Here is a 17,002-nt window from a genome sequence, read left to right as displayed (position 1 = left end):
GTTGTAGTTATTTGAAACACTTCACCTGAATAAAGCCATCCAGATGCCAAGCGTCACGTTCAACCACCCGTATTCATTGGGCTTTCGCCATTCGAAAATGATCTGAGGAAACTTCCCACAACGTCCCACGACAAATCATTACAAGAAAAGTAGAAGCAACTTCCGAAACGCCCTACAGCAATTAAACAGAAATTGGCGAAGCCAGCCGAGCCAGCCATTTGATATTGCCTTGGACAAATTGAATGCACAGCCATAGCTCATTCCTTGAGATGAAAGTAATCATTCAATTATCAGTGCTTATAGTGTGATTAGAAGATACAGATCGAAGGCAAAAACCAGTTCAGTTGCTGAAGGGCCGATGCTTCGATATCGGGAAGGGTTTACTGACAGCAGAGGATCTAAACAGAAAAGAGTCCGTGGCGGCCACGGACTCTGATGAGCGGATTTACGCGGTTTCCACTTGCAGGGCCACTCGCTCGCGGCATGGGCATTCGTCCATGTAGCGATGCGCTTCGACGAACTCGTTGAACGCGAATACACGAGTCTTGAGCGGCAGGAGCACGCGGTCAGCGGTCAACTGGTTGATGTCACGCAAAGCACGCTGCAGAGCGACGTGGTCCTGGACAATGCCCAGCTCCGGCTTGCCGGTGAAGTTGCCGATGCAGTGCACGAAGAACTGGATGTTCTTCTGAAACGCCGCACACGCCGGGAACGGGGTCTGGTTACCACCTTGCAAGCCGTACAGCACCAGACTGCCGCGTGGTGCCAGCACATCGCCGAGCAATGACATCTGCGGGCCGCCAAGACCATCGAACACCACATCGACGCCGCGGTTGTCGGTGATCTTGTTGATGCGCATCAACAGATCTTCCTCTTCGGTGACGATGACCTTCTCCGCACCGAGGGACAGCAGGTACTCCCGCTCCTCCGCCGATTTGGTCGCGGCGATCACTCGCACACCCAGCGCTTTGCCCAATTGCACAAACGACGGGCCGGCGCAGTGGCTGGCGTCAGTCACCAGCGCAAATTGACCGGGTTTGACCCGTGCCAGATCGGCATAAGCGAAGTAGGCGATCAGCAGCGGCGTGTAATGTACGCTCGCTTCGATCGGGCTGAGCACATCGGGATAACGGGTCAGCGCGGTGCGCGGCAGGACGATCGACTCGCCGTACACCGGATAGTCGTTCGGGCTTTCCGCTGGAAAGCTGGCCACTTTGTCGCCGACGGACAGGTCGTCGACATCAGCGCCCACCGCAGTGACCACGCCAGCCATTTCATGACCGAGGCCCGAAGGCAGACGTGCCTGGGACGACGCCAGATTCTGGCGCCACAGGGTGTCGTACCAACTGATGCCGATTGCCTCGACACGCACCTGCACTTCGCCAGGACCTGGCTGAGCAGCCGCATGCTCTTCGCATTTGAGCACCTCGGCCGGACCAAACTTGTGAAAACGGATCGTGCGGGACATCGCAAACCTCGTCAAAGTAACCTCTAATGCCATGAACTCTATCTGGGCTTTCGACCCAAGACCATCAGTGGCTATTAATAGTCGACATGCCTGTCATTGATTCCGCATCAAGGGCGGCATTGGCAAATTCCATGAAAAAAGGCCTGCCACCGTCGCAGTAAAGCTGAATTTTCCGGTGCAGAGTACCAGCCTTTCCCCGTAAGATTCATGCCGGCCATTGTTCTCATATGGTCGCCCTCGTCAAGTTTGATGACTCTGCCAGGACTCCAGATGAATCGTAATGACCTGCGTCGTGTCGACCTGAACCTGCTGATCGTGTTCGAAACATTGATGCACGAACGCAGTGTGACTCGGGCCGCGGAAAAATTGTTCCTCGGCCAACCGGCTATCAGTGCGGCGCTGTCGCGTCTGCGCAGCCTGTTTGACGATCCCTTGTTTGTCCGCACCGGCCGCAGCATGGAGCCGTCCGCCCGCGCGGTGGAAATCTTCGCCCTGCTCTCGCCCGCCCTTGATTCGATCTCGACCGCCGTCAGTCGTGCCGCCGATTTCGATCCGGCGACCAGCACGTCGGTGTTCCGCATTGGATTATCCGACGACGTCGAATTCGCCCTGCTGCCCATGCTGCTCAAGCGCCTGCGCGCCGAAGCACCAGGCATCGTCCTCGTGGTGCGGCGGGTCAACTACATCTTGATGCCTGGCCTGCTGGCCTCCGGCGAGATTTCCATCGGCGTCAGCTACACCACCGACCTGCCAGCCAACGCCAAGCGCAAGGTCCTGCGCCGCAGCGCACCGAAGCTGCTGCGCGCCGACACCGTGCCGGGGCCGCTTAGCCTGGACGACTACTGCGCCCGACCGCACGCACTGGTGTCGTTCGCTGGCGACCTCAGTGGTTTCGTGGATGAAGAACTGGAAAAACTCGGACGCAAACGGCACGTGGTGCTGGCGGTGCCACAGTTCAACGGACTCGGCACGCTGCTGGCGGGCACCGATATCGTCGCGACCGTGCCGGATTACACGGCTGAGGCACTGACGGCAGCCGGCGGTCTGCGGGCTGAAGATCCACCGCTGCCGACGCGTACATTTGAACTGCACATGGCCTGGCGTGGGTCGCAGGATAACGACCCGGGAGAGCGGTGGTTGAGGTCGCGGATTCAGATGTTTTTTGGCGATCCGGATAGTCTGTAGCCGGACCTACTTGCCACCCGTCACATCCAGAAAAGTCCCGGTGACAAACGAAGCCTCCGCGCTGGCCAGCCACAAAATGGCCCGCGCCACCTCTTCCGGCTGACCGCCCCGCCCCATCGGGATCGACTCCTTCACGCGATCCACTCGCCCCGGTTCGCCGCCGCTGGCGTGCATGTCGGTATAGATGTGCCCCGGGCGAATGCAGTTGACCCGAATTCCCTCGCGCGCGACTTCCTTGGCAAAGCCGATGGTGAAAGTTTCCAGCGCACCTTTCGATGCTGCGTAGTCGACGTATTCATTCGCGCTGCCCAAGCGTGCGGAGGCAGAAGAAACGTTGATCACCGCGCCGCCTGTGCCGCCGTGCCGGTAAGCCATTCGCTTCACCGCCTGCTGCGCGCACAGGATCGGTCCCAGAGCATTGACCGCGAAGATGCGTTGCATGCGTTCGAAGCTCAGGTCCTCCATGGGTGACTGTTTTGCCAGAACGCCAGCGTTATTGACCAGAACGTCGATACGCCCGAATGAACGATCGATAGCCAAGAACAGTTCAGCAACCTGCTCGGGGTCAGCACTGTCAGCACGCACCGCGAGGCCTTTGCGTCCCAATTCTTCGATATCCGCCACCACCTCAAGAGCGGCGGACTCGTTGGCGACGTAGCTGATGGCGACGTCGTAGCCTTGTGCTGCGGCGAGTCGGGCGGTCGCGGCGCCGACTCCGCGACTGCCGCCGGTGATCAGAATCAGCGGTGCTTGCGAGACTTTATCCATGCGACGTTCTCCTGAGCAGTTGGTCTGTGTCAGCCGATGATGATGGCGCCGCTAGCGATGACCACGCAGGCCAGCATCCTGCGGACGGTGAGCTTTTCACCGAGGAACAAATAGCCGAGCAATGCGGCAAACAACACGCTGGTTTCGCGCAAGGCTGACACCGCGCCCAGTGGCGCTTCGTTCATGGCGTAGATAACGATTGCGTAGGCCAGCAACGAGACCAGTCCGCCGACCGCAGCGGTCAGCATTCCGGGCCGTACGGAAAACAGACTGCGAGCATCGCGCAGGCCGATATACACCAGCGGCATCAGCACGCCCCACAGGGCGCTCATCCAAACTGTGTAAGCCAGCGGCGCCCCCGACACTCTGGCGCCAATGCCATCGACCACGCTGTAGGCAGCGATGAAACAACCGGTGCCCAGCGCATACGGCAGGCTCGGCACCGACAGGCTGCGCCCTCGAAAGGCCAGGGAAATGATTCCGCCGGATACCAGACCGATGCCGAGCAGCTCAGCGGGAGTAATGGTTTCGCCGGCAAACAGCGCGGCGCCGAGGGTGATCAGCGCCGGCGACGACCCACGGGAAATCGGATAGATCTGCCCAAGGTCGCCGACCCGATAGCTGCGCACCAGGAACAGGTTGTAGCCGACATGCAGCAGTGCCGAGAGCAGCGCATACCCCCAGCTCTCAGGTGCAGGCGCGGCCATGAAAAAGGTGGCGATGAGGCAGACGATGGCGATGGCCACGCACATTATTGTCATCGACCAGAGGCGATCGGCACCGCCGCGCAGCAGCGCGTTCCAGCTGGCGTGCAGGAGTGCGGCGAACAGAACGAGGAGTACGAGATGGATTGGCATGCCGCATTCTAGGCATCTCGGGCATTGGCATTACAGCGAAGTTTCCTCATTGCAGCATGAGCAAAAGCTCATGCTTCAGCGCTGGGGGTTCTGCACCTTCAATGCTTCACTGAGCAACCAATCACGAAAACTGAGAATGTGTGCCTGGGCTTCGATGCCTTTGGGGCAGACGAAATAGTAGGCCAAAGGCGAAGTGAACGGCACATCGAACAGCCTCACCAGACGGCCGTCGGCGATTTCGTTTTCGACATGGCCGCTGCGCACCAGCGCCACACCCTGGCCGAGCAACGCAGCTTCCACCGTCATATTGGTATCACCAAACCTGACGCCTTCGCGCAGCGGTAAAAACTCCAGCCCGACGGACTGAAACCACACCTCCCATTTCGGCGCCAACTCGGCGCCGTCGCGGATAAGTAACGGCATCTGCAGCAACTCCGCGGGACTGCACGGCCTGCCGACGCGCTGCAGCAGTTCGGGACTGGCCACGGGAAACACCTGCTCACCGAACAGGAACTCCGAATACAGACCGGGATAATTGCCTTTGCCCAAGCGAATGGCGACATCGGCTTCGCCGCTGGCAAAATGGATGATCGTGTCCGTGGTATCCAGCGACACCAACAGCTCCGGGTGCAGGCGCGACAGATTCGGCAAGCGTGGCAGCAGCCACTTCAAGGCAAACGAATAAGTGGTGCTGACGGTCAGGCGAACCCTGTCCTTTTGCTCGCGCAGATCCTCCAGCGTTGCTTCAAGGCTCATGAAAAATTCGCGCACGATCGGCGCCAGCGTCGCCCCCGCCGCAGTGAGGCGTAACGACTTGCCGCGCTCGAACAATTGCAATCCCCAAAGTTCTTCCAGGTGCCGGAGCTGATGACTGACGGCGCTTTGGGTCACGTGCAGTTCTTGAGCGGCAGCCGTGAACGTCGGGTGCCGAGTGGCCACTTCGAAAGCCCGCAGGGTCGCGGTCGGGGGCAGGTCGCGCATATATGAAAGTTCCGGGGGTGGCAGAAGCTGACGGCATGAATATCAGCTCATGTTAGAGCGAAATGCGTTCGCATGCCTCTCGCCCCAAGTGGATTTGGTGACGATCGGGTTTGGGTTTAGCCGCAGACCCACAAATCGAAAGCCCAGAGCCGATGACAAACCTTATGGTAACGATTAGATTACCGCCGCCCCGCCAATGGAGAGTCGGGCATTCAGTCTTTGCTCTCGTTGGCGGCGGTGTTTGCACCAACGAAAACACCGGGATGTATCTGTCCCGTCTTTCGACTGACCATTTTTTAGGGAAAAAAACATGAGCCTGGTTTTCTGCCGTGGTTGCGCCAAGGAAATAAGTACTCTGGCACTGGCATGCCCCCAATGCGGCGCACCTCAAGCGCCACTGCATTCCATTGCCAGTGGCCCCGTCATGGCGAGCGGCAACCCATACGTGGAAGCACTGAAGAAATATGCCGTGTTCACCGGACGCGCCACGCGCCGTGAATACTGGATGTTCTTTCTGATCAACATGGGCATCGCTATTGTCATGAGCGTTTTCGACGCCATGCTCAAGACCGGTGGCGCCTTGCAGAGCGTGTACAACCTGGCGATGCTGTTGCCGAGCCTCGCTGTTGGCGTACGGCGCATGCACGACACTGACCGCAGCGGCTGGTGGATTCTGCTGCCCATCGTCAACATCGTGTTTCTGGCGCAAGACAGCCAGCCTGGCCCGAATCGCTTCGGTGCCAACCGCAAAGGCTTCAACTGATCAATAGCCGCAATCGCGGATCGAAACGGCCTTCATGGCCGTTTCTTTATATATGACTCCCCTCTCACAAAGGCCTTGCTGGATCATTGCTGGCCACGCAAGACAGATTTGCAAGAAAACACATTGTTAGCCCCCTAACGAAAGGTGCATGCTAGAGAGCTGCCTCGGCGCTTATATCATTCCGAATGATAGTTACCTTTGCTTCATTCGATTCGTGCCATCACACCCGCGCCGAGCATCATCCGCCCATCTTCAATACTTCGGCGGATTGCATCCATGGAACAATCACTCAAACATTTGCGCTTCCCGTTGGCCATGTTGGCCGTACTGGTGATGAGCGCCTGCGGCAAAACTCCGGAGACTGCCGGCGCCCCGCCCGCTGCCAAAGTCAGCGTAGCCAAGGTGCTGGAACAACCGGTCAACGAGTGGGACGAATTTACCGGGCGCCTCGAAGCGCCGGAAACCGTTGAAATCCGGCCACGGGTATCGGGCCAGATCGATCAGGTCGCGTTCACCGAAGGCGCGCTGGTCAAGAAAGGCGACCTGCTGTTCCAGATCGACCCGCGTCCGTTCCAGGCCGAGGTACGCCGCCTCGAAGCGCTGGTTGCTCAAGCCCGCGCCACCGCCACTCGCAGCGAAAACGAAGCCGCTCGCGGCGAACGCCTGCGTACCAGCAACGCCATTTCCGCTGAACTGGCCGACTCGCGCACCAGCGCTGCCCAAGAGGCCCGCGCCGCGGTTGGTGCCCTGCAGGCACAACTGGACCTGGCCAAACTGAATCTGAGCTTCACCCGCGTGACCGCACCGATCAGCGGCCGCGTCAGCCGCGCCGAAATCACTGCCGGCAACCTGGTGACCGCCGACACTACCGCGCTGACTAGCGTCGTCTCCACCGACAAGGTCTACGCCTACTTCGACGCCGACGAACGCGTGTTCCTCAAATACACCCAACTGGCCCGCAACGGCCAGCGCGGCGCCACCACGCCGGTGTACATGGGCTTGTCCAACGAGGACGGCAACCCGCACCTCGGCCAGATGAACTTCCTCGACAACCAGGTCAATCCGAAAACCGGCACCATCCGTGGCCGTGCCGTCTTCGACAACGCTGACGGCACCTACACCCCGGGCCTCTACGCTCGCTTGAAACTGGTCGGCAGCGGCACCTACAACGCCATGCTGATCAATGACGAAGCCGTGGGCACTGACCTGGGCAAGAAGTTCGTGCTGGTGATGGATGGCGACAACAAGACCGCCTACCGCGCCGTTGAACTCGGTCCGAAGATCGAAGGCCTGCGCATCGTCCGCAACGGTCTGAACAAGGACGACACCATCATCGTCAAGGGTCTGCAACGGGTTCGTCCTGGCTCACCGGTCACCCCTGAAGTGATTCCGATGGCCAGCGAGCAGACCCTCGCCGCCCTCGCTCAACAACGTCAAGCGCTGGAAGCCAGCAACCTGCCCAAAGTTGCCCCTGCCAAGGGCGCATCGGGTTCGGCTGCGAAGCTGGCTGCTACGACCCCACGCGGTTAAGGGACGACAACTCCGATGAATTTCTCCCAATTCTTCATTTCCCGGCCGATCTTTGCAGCGGTGCTGTCGCTGTTGATCCTGATCGCCGGTGCGATCTCGCTGTTCCAGTTGCCGATCAGCGAATACCCGGAAGTCGTGCCGCCGACCGTGGTCGTGCGCGCCAACTTCCCGGGGGCAAACCCCAAAGTCATCGGTGAAACCGTGGCCGCTCCGCTGGAGCAGGCGATCACCGGTGTCGAGAACATGCTGTACATGTCCTCGCAATCGACCGCCGACGGCAAGATCACCCTGACCATCACCTTCGCCCTGGGTACCGACCTGGACAACGCGCAGGTGCAGGTGCAGAACCGGGTGACCCGGACCGAGCCGAAGCTTCCCGAGGAGGTGACGCGCATCGGTATCACCGTCGACAAGGCTTCGCCCGACCTGACCATGGTTGTGCACTTGACCTCACCGGACAAGCGCTACGACATGCTTTACCTGTCCAACTACGCGATCCTCAACATCAAGGATGAGCTCGCTCGCCTCGGTGGTGTCGGTGATGTGCAGTTGTTCGGTATGGGCGACTACTCGCTGCGCGTCTGGCTCGACCCGAACAAGACCGCTTCGCGCAATCTGACCGCGACCGATGTGGTGACCGCGATTCGCGAGCAGAACCGTCAGGTCGCCGCCGGTCAACTGGGCGCGCCCCCTGCCCCGACCGCGCAAAGCTTCCAGCTGTCGGTCAACACCCAAGGCCGTCTGGTTTCCGAGGAAGAGTTCGAGAACATCGTCATTCGTGCAGGCGATGACGGTGAGATCACTCGCCTGAAGGATATTGCACGCATTGAACTGGGTTCCAGCCAATACGCCTTGCGCTCGCTGCTGAACAATCAGCCGGCGGTGGCGATCCCGATCTTCCAGCGTCCCGGTTCCAACGCCATCGACATTTCCAACGAAGTGCGCGGCAAGATGGAAGAGCTGAAGAAAGGCTTCCCGCAGGGCATGGACTACAGCATCGTATATGACCCGACGATTTTCGTCCGTGGCTCGATCGAGGCGGTGGTGCACACCCTGTTCGAAGCGCTGATCCTCGTGGTGCTGGTGGTGATTCTGTTCCTGCAGACCTGGCGCGCCTCGATCATTCCGTTGGTGGCGGTGCCGGTATCGTTGATCGGTACGTTTGCGGTCATGCACCTGTTCGGCTTCTCGCTCAACGCCCTGTCGCTGTTCGGCCTGGTACTGGCCATCGGCATCGTGGTGGATGACGCCATCGTCGTGGTGGAGAACGTCGAACGGAACATCGAACTCGGACTGACGCCAGTCGAAGCGACCAAGCGCGCCATGCGGGAAGTGACCGGGCCGATCGTGGCCACGGCACTGGTGCTGTGCGCGGTGTTCATTCCGGCGGCATTCATTTCCGGCCTCACCGGGCAGTTCTACAAACAGTTCGCACTGACTATCGCGATCTCTACAGTGATCTCGGCGTTCAATTCGCTGACCTTGTCGCCAGCGCTGGCTGCTGTGTTGCTGAAAAGTCACGACGCGCCGAAAGACCGCTTCTCGAAAGTACTCGACAGAATCTTCGGTGGCTGGCTGTTCCGTCCGTTCAACCGTTTCTTCGACCGTGCCAGTCATGGCTACGTCGGCACCGTGCGCCGGGTCATCCGCAGCAGCGGCATCGCCCTGCTCGTGTATGCAGGCCTGATGGTGCTGACCTTCTTCGGTTTCTCCAGCACGCCGACCGGTTTCGTACCCGGCCAGGACAAGCAATACCTGGTGGCCTTCGCGCAATTGCCGGATGCCGCGAGCCTGGATCGCACCGAAGACGTGATCAAGCGCATGTCCGACCTCGCGCTGAAACAGCCGGGCGTGGAAAGCGCCGTAGCGTTCCCGGGCCTGTCGATCAACGGCTTCACCAACAGCCCGAACGCCGGCATCGTCTTCGTGACGCTGAAACCGTTCGACGAGCGTAAAGACCCGAGCATGTCCGCCGGTGCGATTGCCGGCGCCTTGAACGGCCAGTACGCGAACATTCAGGAAGCGTACATGGCGATCTTCCCGCCACCGCCGGTACAAGGCCTGGGCACCATTGGTGGTTTCCGCCTGCAGATCGAAGACCGGGGCAACCTCGGCTACGACGAGCTGTACAAAGAAACCATGAACATCATCAACAAAAGCCACAACGTGCCGGAACTGGCCGGCCTGTTCACCAGCTACACGGTGAACGTGCCGCAGGTCGATGCCGCCATCGACCGCGAAAAAGCCAAGACCCACGGCGTGGCCGTCAGCGACATCTTCGACACCCTGCAGATCTACCTGGGTTCGCTGTATGCCAACGACTTCAACCGCTTCGGGCGCACCTATCAGGTCAACGTTCAGGCCGAACAGCAGTTCCGCCTTGAATCCGATCAGATTGGTCAGCTGAAAGTACGCAACAACAAAGGCGAAATGATTCCGCTGGCGACCTTCATCAAGGTCAGCGACACCTCGGGACCGGATCGCGTGATGCACTACAACGGCTTCATCACCGCTGAAATCAACGGTGCCGCAGCCCCGGGCTATAGCTCCGGCCAGGCGGAAAAAGCCATCGAGAAACTGCTCAAGGAAGAACTTCCGAACGGCATGACCTACGAATGGACCGACCTGACCTACCAGCAGATTCTGTCCGGCAACACCGCGCTGTTCGTGTTCCCGCTCTGCGTACTGCTGGCGTTCCTGGTGCTCGCCGCACAATACGAAAGCTGGAGCCTGCCACTGGCGGTGATCCTGATCGTACCGATGACCCTGCTGTCGGCCATTACCGGTGTGATCATCTCCGGCGGTGACAACAACATCTTCACCCAGATCGGCTTGATCGTACTGGTGGGACTTGCCTGTAAAAACGCGATTCTCATCGTCGAGTTCGCCAAGGATAAACAGGAAGAAGGCCTCGATCCGCTCGCAGCGGTGCTGGAAGCCTGCCGCCTGCGTCTGCGGCCGATTCTGATGACCTCGTTCGCGTTCATCATGGGTGTGGTGCCACTGGTGTTCTCCAGCGGAGCCGGTGCCGAGATGCGTCACGCCATGGGTGTGGCGGTGTTCTCCGGGATGCTCGGGGTGACCTTCTTCGGTCTGCTGCTGACGCCAGTGTTCTACGTACTGATCCGTAACTTTGTCGAACGCGGCGAGCAGCGCAAAGCAGCCAAGGCGCACACTCTTCAAAAGCCACTGGAGGCGCAACAATGAGTCTGAAAGTCTTCCTGCCGAGTCTGCTGGTGCTGGCCCTCAGCGCCTGCGCCGTCGGCCCCGACTACAAGACCCCAGCTACGGAGGCGGCCAATATCACCACTGCCACCGACGGCGCCGCCGGGCAAAAGAACTTCGACCGTTCGAAATTCGAAGGCATCTGGTGGCAGCAATTCGACGATCCGACCCTGAACCAGTTGGTGAGCCAGTCGCTGCAAGGTAACCGTGAACTGCGCGTGGCGTTCGCCCGCTGGAAAGCCGCCCGGGCGATCCGCGACGACGCCAGCAACGACGCGATGCCTACCATCACCAGCCGCGCCAGCAGTGACTTGGGCAAGGGCCAGATTCCCGGCCAGACCACCGACCGGGTCAATAGCGAGCGCTATGACCTCGGTCTGGACATGGCCTGGGAGCTCGACCTGTTCGGCCGCATCCAGCGCAATCTGGAAGCCAGTGATGCCGACCAGCAAGCCGCCGAAGCCGATCTGTATCAGCTGCAAGTCACCATGATTGCCGAACTGGTCGACGCCTACGGTCAACTGCGCGGCGCCCAGCTGCGGGAAAAAATCGCCGTGGCCAACCTGAACAACCAGCAGGAGTCGCGCAAGATCACCATCAGCCTGCGTGACGCCGGTGTCGGTGATCAGCTTGATGTCGAGCGCGCCGATGCGCGTCTGGCCAACGTCGAAGCCACCGTGCCGCAGTTGCAGGCGGAACAGGTTCGGCAGAAAAACCGTATCGCCACCCTGCTCGGCGAACGCCCGGACAAGCTGACCGTCGACCTGAGCCCGAAAGATCTGCCGGCCATCGCCAAGGCGCTGCCGATCGGTGATCCGGGTGAACTGCTGAAACGTCGTCCGGACATCCTCAGCGCCGAGCGGCAACTGGCTTCGGCCACCGCGCGTATCGGCGTGGCCAAAGCCGACCTGTTCCCCCGGGTCAGCCTCAGCGGCTTCCTCGGGTGGACGGCCGGACGTGGCTCGCAGATCGGTTCCTCGGCAGCCAACGCCTGGGCACTCGGCCCAAGCATCACCTGGGCGGCGTTTGACTTGGGTAGCGTCCGCGCCCGTTTGCGCGGCGCCGATGCTGACGCCGAAGGCGCGCTGGCCAACTACGAGCAACAGGTGCTGCTGGCGCTGGAAGAATCGGAAAACGCCTTCAGCGATTACGGCAAGCGTCAGCAACGTTTGATCTCGCTGATCCGTCAGAGCGAATCGAGTCGCAAGGCTGCCGATCTGGCAGAAATCCGTTATCGCGAAGGCACCACCGATTTCCTCGTCCTGCTCGACGCCCAGCGTGAGCGCCTGAACGCCGAAGACACTCAGGCCCAGGCCGAAGTCGAGCTGTATCGCGGCATCGTCGCGATCTACAAGGCCCTCGGCGGCGGCTGGCAACCGGAGACAGTTGCCAGCAAGTAAAGATTGTTAAAGAGCTCCTTTGGTTGGCCGCAACCAACCAAATTTTTTTCCCCGCGTATCATTCGGTCGCGGGGTTTTTTTATGCCACTGAATCACCAATCCCGTGTAGGAGCTGTCGAGTGCAACGAGGCTGCGATCCTTGATGGGAATGTAGCCGGGGATGCTCTGCGTCCCAAGATCAAAGATCGCAGCCTCGTTGCACTCGTCAGCTCCTACAGGGGGATCAGGGTTCGAGGACGGTGACGGTGGCGGTGGTACCGGCGCGCAGGCGATTCTTGCCGGCAAAGTCACCATCAATGCCAATGCGCACCGGCACCCGTTGCGCCAGTTTCACCCAGGTGTAACTCGGGTTGATGTTCGCCAGCAGGCGGCTTCCCGGTGCGTTTTCGCGGTCGGCGATGGCGAAGGCGATGCTTTCTACCGTGCCGCCGAAACGCTCACCGCTCATCAATTGAATGCGTACCCGATCACCCTCCTCGATTCGCGGCAACTTGGTTTCCTCGAAGTAACCACTGACATAGAACGAATCGCTGTCGACCAGCGCCAGCAGCGCACCGCCCGCCTGTGCGTAATCACCCTGGCGGGTCAGCAGGTTGGTCACGTAACCGCTCACTGGCGATTCGACGCGGGTGCGCTGCAAGTCCAGTTCGGCTTGGGTCAGCGCGGCAATTGCCAGTTGCACATTCGCTTCGGCCAAACCAAGGTTGGCCTGATTGCGCAACAGATCCGCTTGGGCAACCGCCACGTCGGTACTGGCTTTCTCCCATTCCTCGCCGGAAATGGCGAAGCCCTGCTTCAATGTGCGTCGGCGGCGCTCCTCGCTCTGACGCTGTTTTAGCAACGCTTCACTGGCGACGATTGCCGCTTGCGATTGCCCCAGCGAGGCCTTGGACACTTCCACCGAACGCCGGGCATGCTCGACCGCCAGTTGATAGCGCGCCGGATCGATCTCCAGCAACAATTGGCCCTTGTCGACATGCTGGTTGTCCTGCACTGCCAGTTTGACGATTCGCCCCGAAACATCCGCCGACAGCGTCACCACATCCGCCCTCACCCGAGCATCCCGTGTCCACGGCGCGCGGGTGTAATACTCCCAGGCGAACCAGCCGAGGACGATCGCCAGGATCACCACTGCCACGGTCATCATTCGTGCAACTAGTGCTTTCAAGACATCAGGCTCCCATCAACAGAATCAGCGTGGCGCAGACACAGGCATACAGCGCGCCTTCGAACAGTGCTTCATGCCACACCAGGCGCAGCACGCCGAGGCGCCGCAGACACCAGTCCAGCAACATGAAAATCGGAATCGCCAGTAACAGTGCCTGGGCAATCGGCGGCAGATAAACCCCGCCAATCTCAAAATCAATGGGCAAGTTGCGGTTCTCCTTCCAGTGCTTGAGGTTGCAAATGTTCGCCGTGCCGGTCGAGGAACGACACCACAATCAGCAGCGCCACACGCATGCGAAACACCGACCAAAGATGTTCATGACTTGAGGCGTGCAGCTCGTCCAGCTCGTCTCCGAGCTGGTGCAACGTGGCCAGCAACGCCGCAAGCTGGACATCGTCGCGACCGGCAACCAAACGACCAGTCTTGCGCAACGCCGACGCCAGGCGTTGGCCGAACGCATCGGTGAGCAACCCATTGTTCTGCGCCTGCTGCCGCAGCTGATGCATGGCCACGCCCAAGGCCACGCAAGCCAGGCTGATTTCATACAAGCGCTGCATGGCACGATCGTTCGCCGCTGGCAGCAGGCCGAGCATGCTGGTCAGGCGATCGGTCATCCGACTCTCGAAAGCGAATTGTTGTTCATCGGTCGCAGGCATTTTGCTCAGTTGGTACACCTGCTCCCGCGCTTCGCCGTACAGGCGGCGGATGCGCAAGGCCGGGCGGAACGGGAAGATCAGCGCATAAACGATCAGGGCCAGCATCGCTGCGCTGACGTAGGCGCCGGCGAATTCGAACCATTGAATCGCCGTGTTCTGCCCAGTGCCGGTATTTTGCGGTCCGAGCATGAGAAAACTGGACAGCCCAAGGCCCATGCCGATACCGGCGGTGGCCGGACTGGAAATGCCCACGGCAATGGCATACAGCAGCGGCGCCAGCAGCAAGGCCAGCAGCTCGAAATCACTGATCGCCGGCACCAGCATGAACTGGTAGAACGCCGACACCACAAGCGCCAGGCCCAAGCCTCGTGCATAGCTTTGCGCAGCCATCAGCGGACGCGGAAAAGTCGCCATCAGCGAGCAAAGAATCCCCACCAGAATCATCCCGCCGCGCGCGCCATCCCACGCCGTTTCGATCCAGATCAACCCGCTGACCAACAGCGCGGTAAAGGCACGGATCGCATTCATCGAAGCCAAGGTGAAATCCAGATGCAAAGGACTGCTCTGGCCGCGATAGAGACAACTGGCCGGGCGCCCTTCCTGAATCGCGTCGCTCAGTTCGAGGATCTGCTCAAGTTGCTGCAACAGGCGCGCCTGCTCCCAACGCAGCGCCCAAGCCAGTGAACGCAGGGTCGCGCTCATGTTCTCGGTCTGCTGCTCGGCCTTGTACGCCAACGCTTCGAACTGTTGCTGCAAGGTGACGAAACGCTGCCGATCGGCGCCAGACAGCGCGCGGCCCTGTTGCGCCAGTTGCTCAAGCAATGCCAGTTCCTCGGCCCGCAATTGCTGAACCTCCAGCGGCAGGTCGCCCTCCCAGCGTTCGATGAGCAATTCACGCTGATGACGCAGCGCGGTCAGTCGCGAGGTCAGCAACATCAGTTGATTGCCGAGCAGCAATACCAGGTTGTCGGCACTGCGCAAACGTGGAGCATCGAAATACAAATGACGTCGCAAACCTTCCAGTGCGCTGATCTCACCGAGCAGCTGCATCTGCCGACGCTGGAAATCGGCTTCGCTTTCTTCCGTACGAAGCACCTCGGCAGCGTGGCTGGCCGCCAGTTTTATGACCTGATCGATTTTGGCGAAATAGCCCTTGGCGACGGCTTCAGGCCGGGCCGTCAGCAAACTGACCACACAGACACAGGCAACCGCCAACAGGGTTTCGGTGACGCGGGTGACCGCCAGCAGAAAGGTGCCGTCCTGATCCGGAATCGCCAGTAAAGCTACGACCACAGCGGTGTAACCACTGAGCACGAACGCCTGGGAACTGGTGTAGCGCAGCAAGGTGCCGCCCGCCGTGCACAGCGCCAGCCACAACGCCAATGTCGTGATGAACGGCAGCGGCGCCTGAGGGAAAATCGCCATGATCAGCACCGCCACCGCGGCACCCACGGTGGTGCCGATCACCTGGCCGAAACTGCGCGCCAGGGCCATCCCTGCCAATGGCTGACTGACAATCACCACAGCCATGATCGACCACTTCGGCTGTTCGAGATCGAAGATGAACGCCAGATAAAGGGTCAACAGCCCGGCGGCGATGGTCCGCAGGGCAAACAGCAGAACAGCCTGACCGGGCTGGATCAAAGCCTTGAAATAGGTGTACAGCGCAGACATGGGCACTCTCTTTAAAACGACTTCTGCAAGCTTAGACATTGCAGCAAAAGCCTGACGGATTTCACAGTCGACACGTGTTGTAGGACGATTCGCTGGCAACGGTTTGACTCACGCGCCAAGCTGAACGAAGCTTGCCGCTCTGCTCAAGTTCGAAGCTTTCGGAAACCCGCATGACTCAGTCCCGCCGCAACCTGCTGATCGGCTTAGGCCTCGTACTGATCCTCGGCGTCGTCTGGCTGTCCTGGCGCAGCAGCACTCCGACCATCCCCGATGCTATCAAACATGGCTACAGCGAAGCGCTGAACGCCGCGCGCACTGGTGAACCCGGAGCGGCGCGCCAGTTGTACCAGCAATTGGGGCGCCCGGACATCTCGGTCAAGCGCCGCGTCTGGCTGCATGGCGAGCTGCCCAACTATCCCAGCCCGCAGGCACTGAAACTGGCTGACATCGATTTGCATCACGAAGCGCCGCAAGTGCGCGTCGCAGCGATCAAAAGCATCGTCGGCCTGGTGCCCGGCGGGCAACGCAGCCTGTTGCTCGGGCCGCTGCTCGACGATGAAGAACAAACTGTCCGTTTCGCTGCGATCAATGCCCTGCTCGGCCTTACCCCGGACGAGTTGGGCCTGTATTTCGCGCCGCTACAGCAAGCCATCGACGGCTGGCAGCAGACGCTCGAAAGCCAGCCGGAAAGCGCCGCCAACTATGCGCAACTGGCACGTCTCTATATTCATAACGCCGAATACAAACAGGCACAGCAAGCGCTGGACAACACGTTGCGCCTGGAACCGGGCAACCTGGCGGCGCTGGTCATGCAGATCGATGTGCTCGACCGCCAGGGCCAGAGCGATGCGGCCCGCCAGTTACTTGCACAACAACTCAAGGCGCAGCCTGACTCGGCCTATCTGCAACATGCCCTGGGTCTGTGGCTGTTGCATCACGGCCAGCGCGAATACGCCCTGCTCGGCCTGTCCAAAGCGGTCGAACTGGAACCGGACAACAAGGATTATCGCTACGACCTCGCCACGACACTGCACAGTGCGGAAGAACTGGAAGCGGCGCAGAAACAATTGCAGGAAATCGTCCAGCGCCACCCCGCCGACCGCAAGGCGCGGGTGTTGTTGATCAACTATTGGAAGGAAAGCGGCCAGTTGCAGAATGTGCAGATTCTGCTGGCGCAGCTGGAGCAGCTGAATCCGGACGACCCGGCCCTGCAACAGGGTCTTTAATCAAGGTAAAGCGGGTGCAATCAACCACCTGTCGAAAGAAAAAGCGGAACCGTGAACATGCCCTGAGGTCAAGTTATTCAGGCGGCTCACTTAAGCCAGCC

At 60.2% G+C, this 17,002-nt stretch carries 13 protein-coding genes; 6 read left to right on the top strand and 7 right to left on the bottom strand.

The window, feature by feature from the left end; translation table 11 throughout:
* Positions 1–445 precede the first annotated feature (445 nt).
* On the bottom strand, positions 446–1,468 hold the full coding sequence (locus AB4N47_RS09115; RefSeq protein ID WP_016774849.1) for a zinc-dependent alcohol dehydrogenase family protein: 1,023 nt from the start codon (positions 1,466–1,468) through the stop codon (positions 446–448).
* 270 nt (positions 1,469–1,738) lie between these two features.
* Between AB4N47_RS09115 and AB4N47_RS09110 the strand changes: the two genes are divergently transcribed.
* Positions 1,739–2,653 (top strand): LysR family transcriptional regulator, encoded by a 915-nt coding sequence (locus tag AB4N47_RS09110; protein WP_016774850.1) that lies wholly within the window; start codon positions 1,739–1,741, stop codon positions 2,651–2,653.
* Between the two features lie 6 nt (positions 2,654–2,659).
* On the opposite strand, the gene AB4N47_RS09105 is transcribed toward AB4N47_RS09110, so the two are convergent.
* The 3 genes from AB4N47_RS09105 to gcvA all read right to left on the bottom strand — a co-directional run bounded on the left by AB4N47_RS09105 (position 2,660) and on the right by gcvA (position 5,259).
* The gene (locus tag AB4N47_RS09105) at positions 2,660–3,421 is read right to left on the bottom strand and encodes an SDR family oxidoreductase (RefSeq protein ID WP_341637403.1); all 762 of its coding nucleotides are present in this window, start codon (positions 3,419–3,421) and stop codon (positions 2,660–2,662) included.
* 29 nt (positions 3,422–3,450) lie between these two features.
* Complete coding sequence (locus AB4N47_RS09100; protein ID WP_341637402.1) at positions 3,451–4,278, bottom strand: DMT family transporter; 828 nt, start codon at positions 4,276–4,278, stop codon at positions 3,451–3,453.
* 75 nt (positions 4,279–4,353) lie between these two features.
* On the bottom strand, positions 4,354–5,259 hold the full coding sequence (gene gcvA / locus AB4N47_RS09095) for a transcriptional regulator GcvA (protein WP_341637401.1): 906 nt from the start codon (positions 5,257–5,259) through the stop codon (positions 4,354–4,356).
* 310 nt (positions 5,260–5,569) lie between these two features.
* Between gcvA and AB4N47_RS09090 the strand changes: the two genes are divergently transcribed.
* The 4 genes from AB4N47_RS09090 (at position 5,570) to AB4N47_RS09075 (ending at position 12,177) form a co-directional block, all read left to right on the top strand.
* A complete protein-coding gene (locus AB4N47_RS09090) occupies positions 5,570–6,022 on the top strand; it encodes a DUF805 domain-containing protein (RefSeq protein ID WP_122611336.1) in 453 nt (150 codons plus the stop codon).
* 276 nt (positions 6,023–6,298) lie between these two features.
* Entirely contained in the window at positions 6,299–7,552 is a 1,254-nt protein-coding gene (gene mexE, locus AB4N47_RS09085) for a multidrug efflux RND transporter periplasmic adaptor subunit MexE (protein ID WP_341637400.1), read from the top strand.
* A 15-nt stretch (positions 7,553–7,567) separates the two neighbouring features.
* On the top strand, positions 7,568–10,759 hold the full coding sequence (locus AB4N47_RS09080; protein WP_024013078.1) for an efflux RND transporter permease subunit: 3,192 nt from the start codon (positions 7,568–7,570) through the stop codon (positions 10,757–10,759).
* Positions 10,756–12,177 carry a TolC family protein gene (locus tag AB4N47_RS09075; protein WP_341637399.1) on the top strand — a complete coding sequence of 474 codons (1,422 nt, stop codon included), beginning with the start codon at positions 10,756–10,758 and terminating at the stop codon, positions 12,175–12,177. Before AB4N47_RS09080 ends, AB4N47_RS09075 begins: the two co-directional genes overlap by 4 nt.
* Before the next feature lie 223 nt (positions 12,178–12,400).
* On the opposite strand, the gene AB4N47_RS09070 is transcribed toward AB4N47_RS09075, so the two are convergent.
* From AB4N47_RS09070 to AB4N47_RS09060, 3 genes are read right to left on the bottom strand one after another with little or no spacing between them, the layout of a single operon-like run.
* Positions 12,401–13,324, bottom strand: a complete 924-nt coding sequence (locus AB4N47_RS09070) for a biotin/lipoyl-binding protein (RefSeq protein ID WP_445941193.1) — start codon at positions 13,322–13,324, stop codon at positions 12,401–12,403.
* A 25-nt stretch (positions 13,325–13,349) separates the two neighbouring features.
* Positions 13,350–13,550, bottom strand: coding sequence for a DUF1656 domain-containing protein (locus tag AB4N47_RS09065; RefSeq protein WP_016774855.1), 201 nt, complete (start codon positions 13,548–13,550; stop codon positions 13,350–13,352).
* Complete coding sequence (locus tag AB4N47_RS09060; RefSeq protein WP_341637398.1) at positions 13,540–15,675, bottom strand: FUSC family protein; 2,136 nt, start codon at positions 15,673–15,675, stop codon at positions 13,540–13,542. Before AB4N47_RS09060 ends, AB4N47_RS09065 begins: the two co-directional genes overlap by 11 nt.
* A gap of 170 nt (positions 15,676–15,845) precedes the next feature.
* Here AB4N47_RS09060 and AB4N47_RS09055 point away from each other — a divergent pair, with 170 nt between their 5' ends.
* Positions 15,846–16,901 carry a tetratricopeptide repeat protein gene (locus tag AB4N47_RS09055; protein ID WP_341637397.1) on the top strand — a complete coding sequence of 352 codons (1,056 nt, stop codon included), beginning with the start codon at positions 15,846–15,848 and terminating at the stop codon, positions 16,899–16,901.
* Positions 16,902–17,002 lie beyond the last annotated feature (101 nt).

This window comes from Pseudomonas sp. S3_G06 (assembly GCF_054667565.1).
This window is presented reverse-complemented; position numbering and strand designations above follow the sequence as displayed.

Excerpts from the sequence above, each read along its gene's own strand:
- AB4N47_RS09115 (WP_016774849.1), bottom strand. The coding sequence starts at position 1,468 with ATGTCCCGCACGATCCGTTTTCACAAGTTTGGTCCGGCCGAGGTGCTC.
- AB4N47_RS09110 (WP_016774850.1), top strand. The coding sequence starts at position 1,739 with ATGAATCGTAATGACCTGCGTCGTGTCGACCTGAACCTGCTGATCGTG.
- AB4N47_RS09105 (WP_341637403.1), bottom strand. The coding sequence starts at position 3,421 with ATGGATAAAGTCTCGCAAGCACCGCTGATTCTGATCACCGGCGGCAGT.
- AB4N47_RS09100 (WP_341637402.1), bottom strand. The coding sequence starts at position 4,278 with ATGCCAATCCATCTCGTACTCCTCGTTCTGTTCGCCGCACTCCTGCAC.
- gcvA (WP_341637401.1), bottom strand. The coding sequence starts at position 5,259 with ATGCGCGACCTGCCCCCGACCGCGACCCTGCGGGCTTTCGAAGTGGCC.
- AB4N47_RS09090 (WP_122611336.1), top strand. The coding sequence starts at position 5,570 with ATGAGCCTGGTTTTCTGCCGTGGTTGCGCCAAGGAAATAAGTACTCTG.
- mexE (WP_341637400.1), top strand. The coding sequence starts at position 6,299 with ATGGAACAATCACTCAAACATTTGCGCTTCCCGTTGGCCATGTTGGCC.
- AB4N47_RS09080 (WP_024013078.1), top strand. The coding sequence starts at position 7,568 with ATGAATTTCTCCCAATTCTTCATTTCCCGGCCGATCTTTGCAGCGGTG.
- AB4N47_RS09075 (WP_341637399.1), top strand. The coding sequence starts at position 10,756 with ATGAGTCTGAAAGTCTTCCTGCCGAGTCTGCTGGTGCTGGCCCTCAGC.
- AB4N47_RS09070 (WP_445941193.1), bottom strand. The coding sequence starts at position 13,324 with ATGATGACCGTGGCAGTGGTGATCCTGGCGATCGTCCTCGGCTGGTTC.
- AB4N47_RS09060 (WP_341637398.1), bottom strand. The coding sequence starts at position 15,675 with ATGTCTGCGCTGTACACCTATTTCAAGGCTTTGATCCAGCCCGGTCAG.
- AB4N47_RS09055 (WP_341637397.1), top strand. The coding sequence starts at position 15,846 with ATGACTCAGTCCCGCCGCAACCTGCTGATCGGCTTAGGCCTCGTACTG.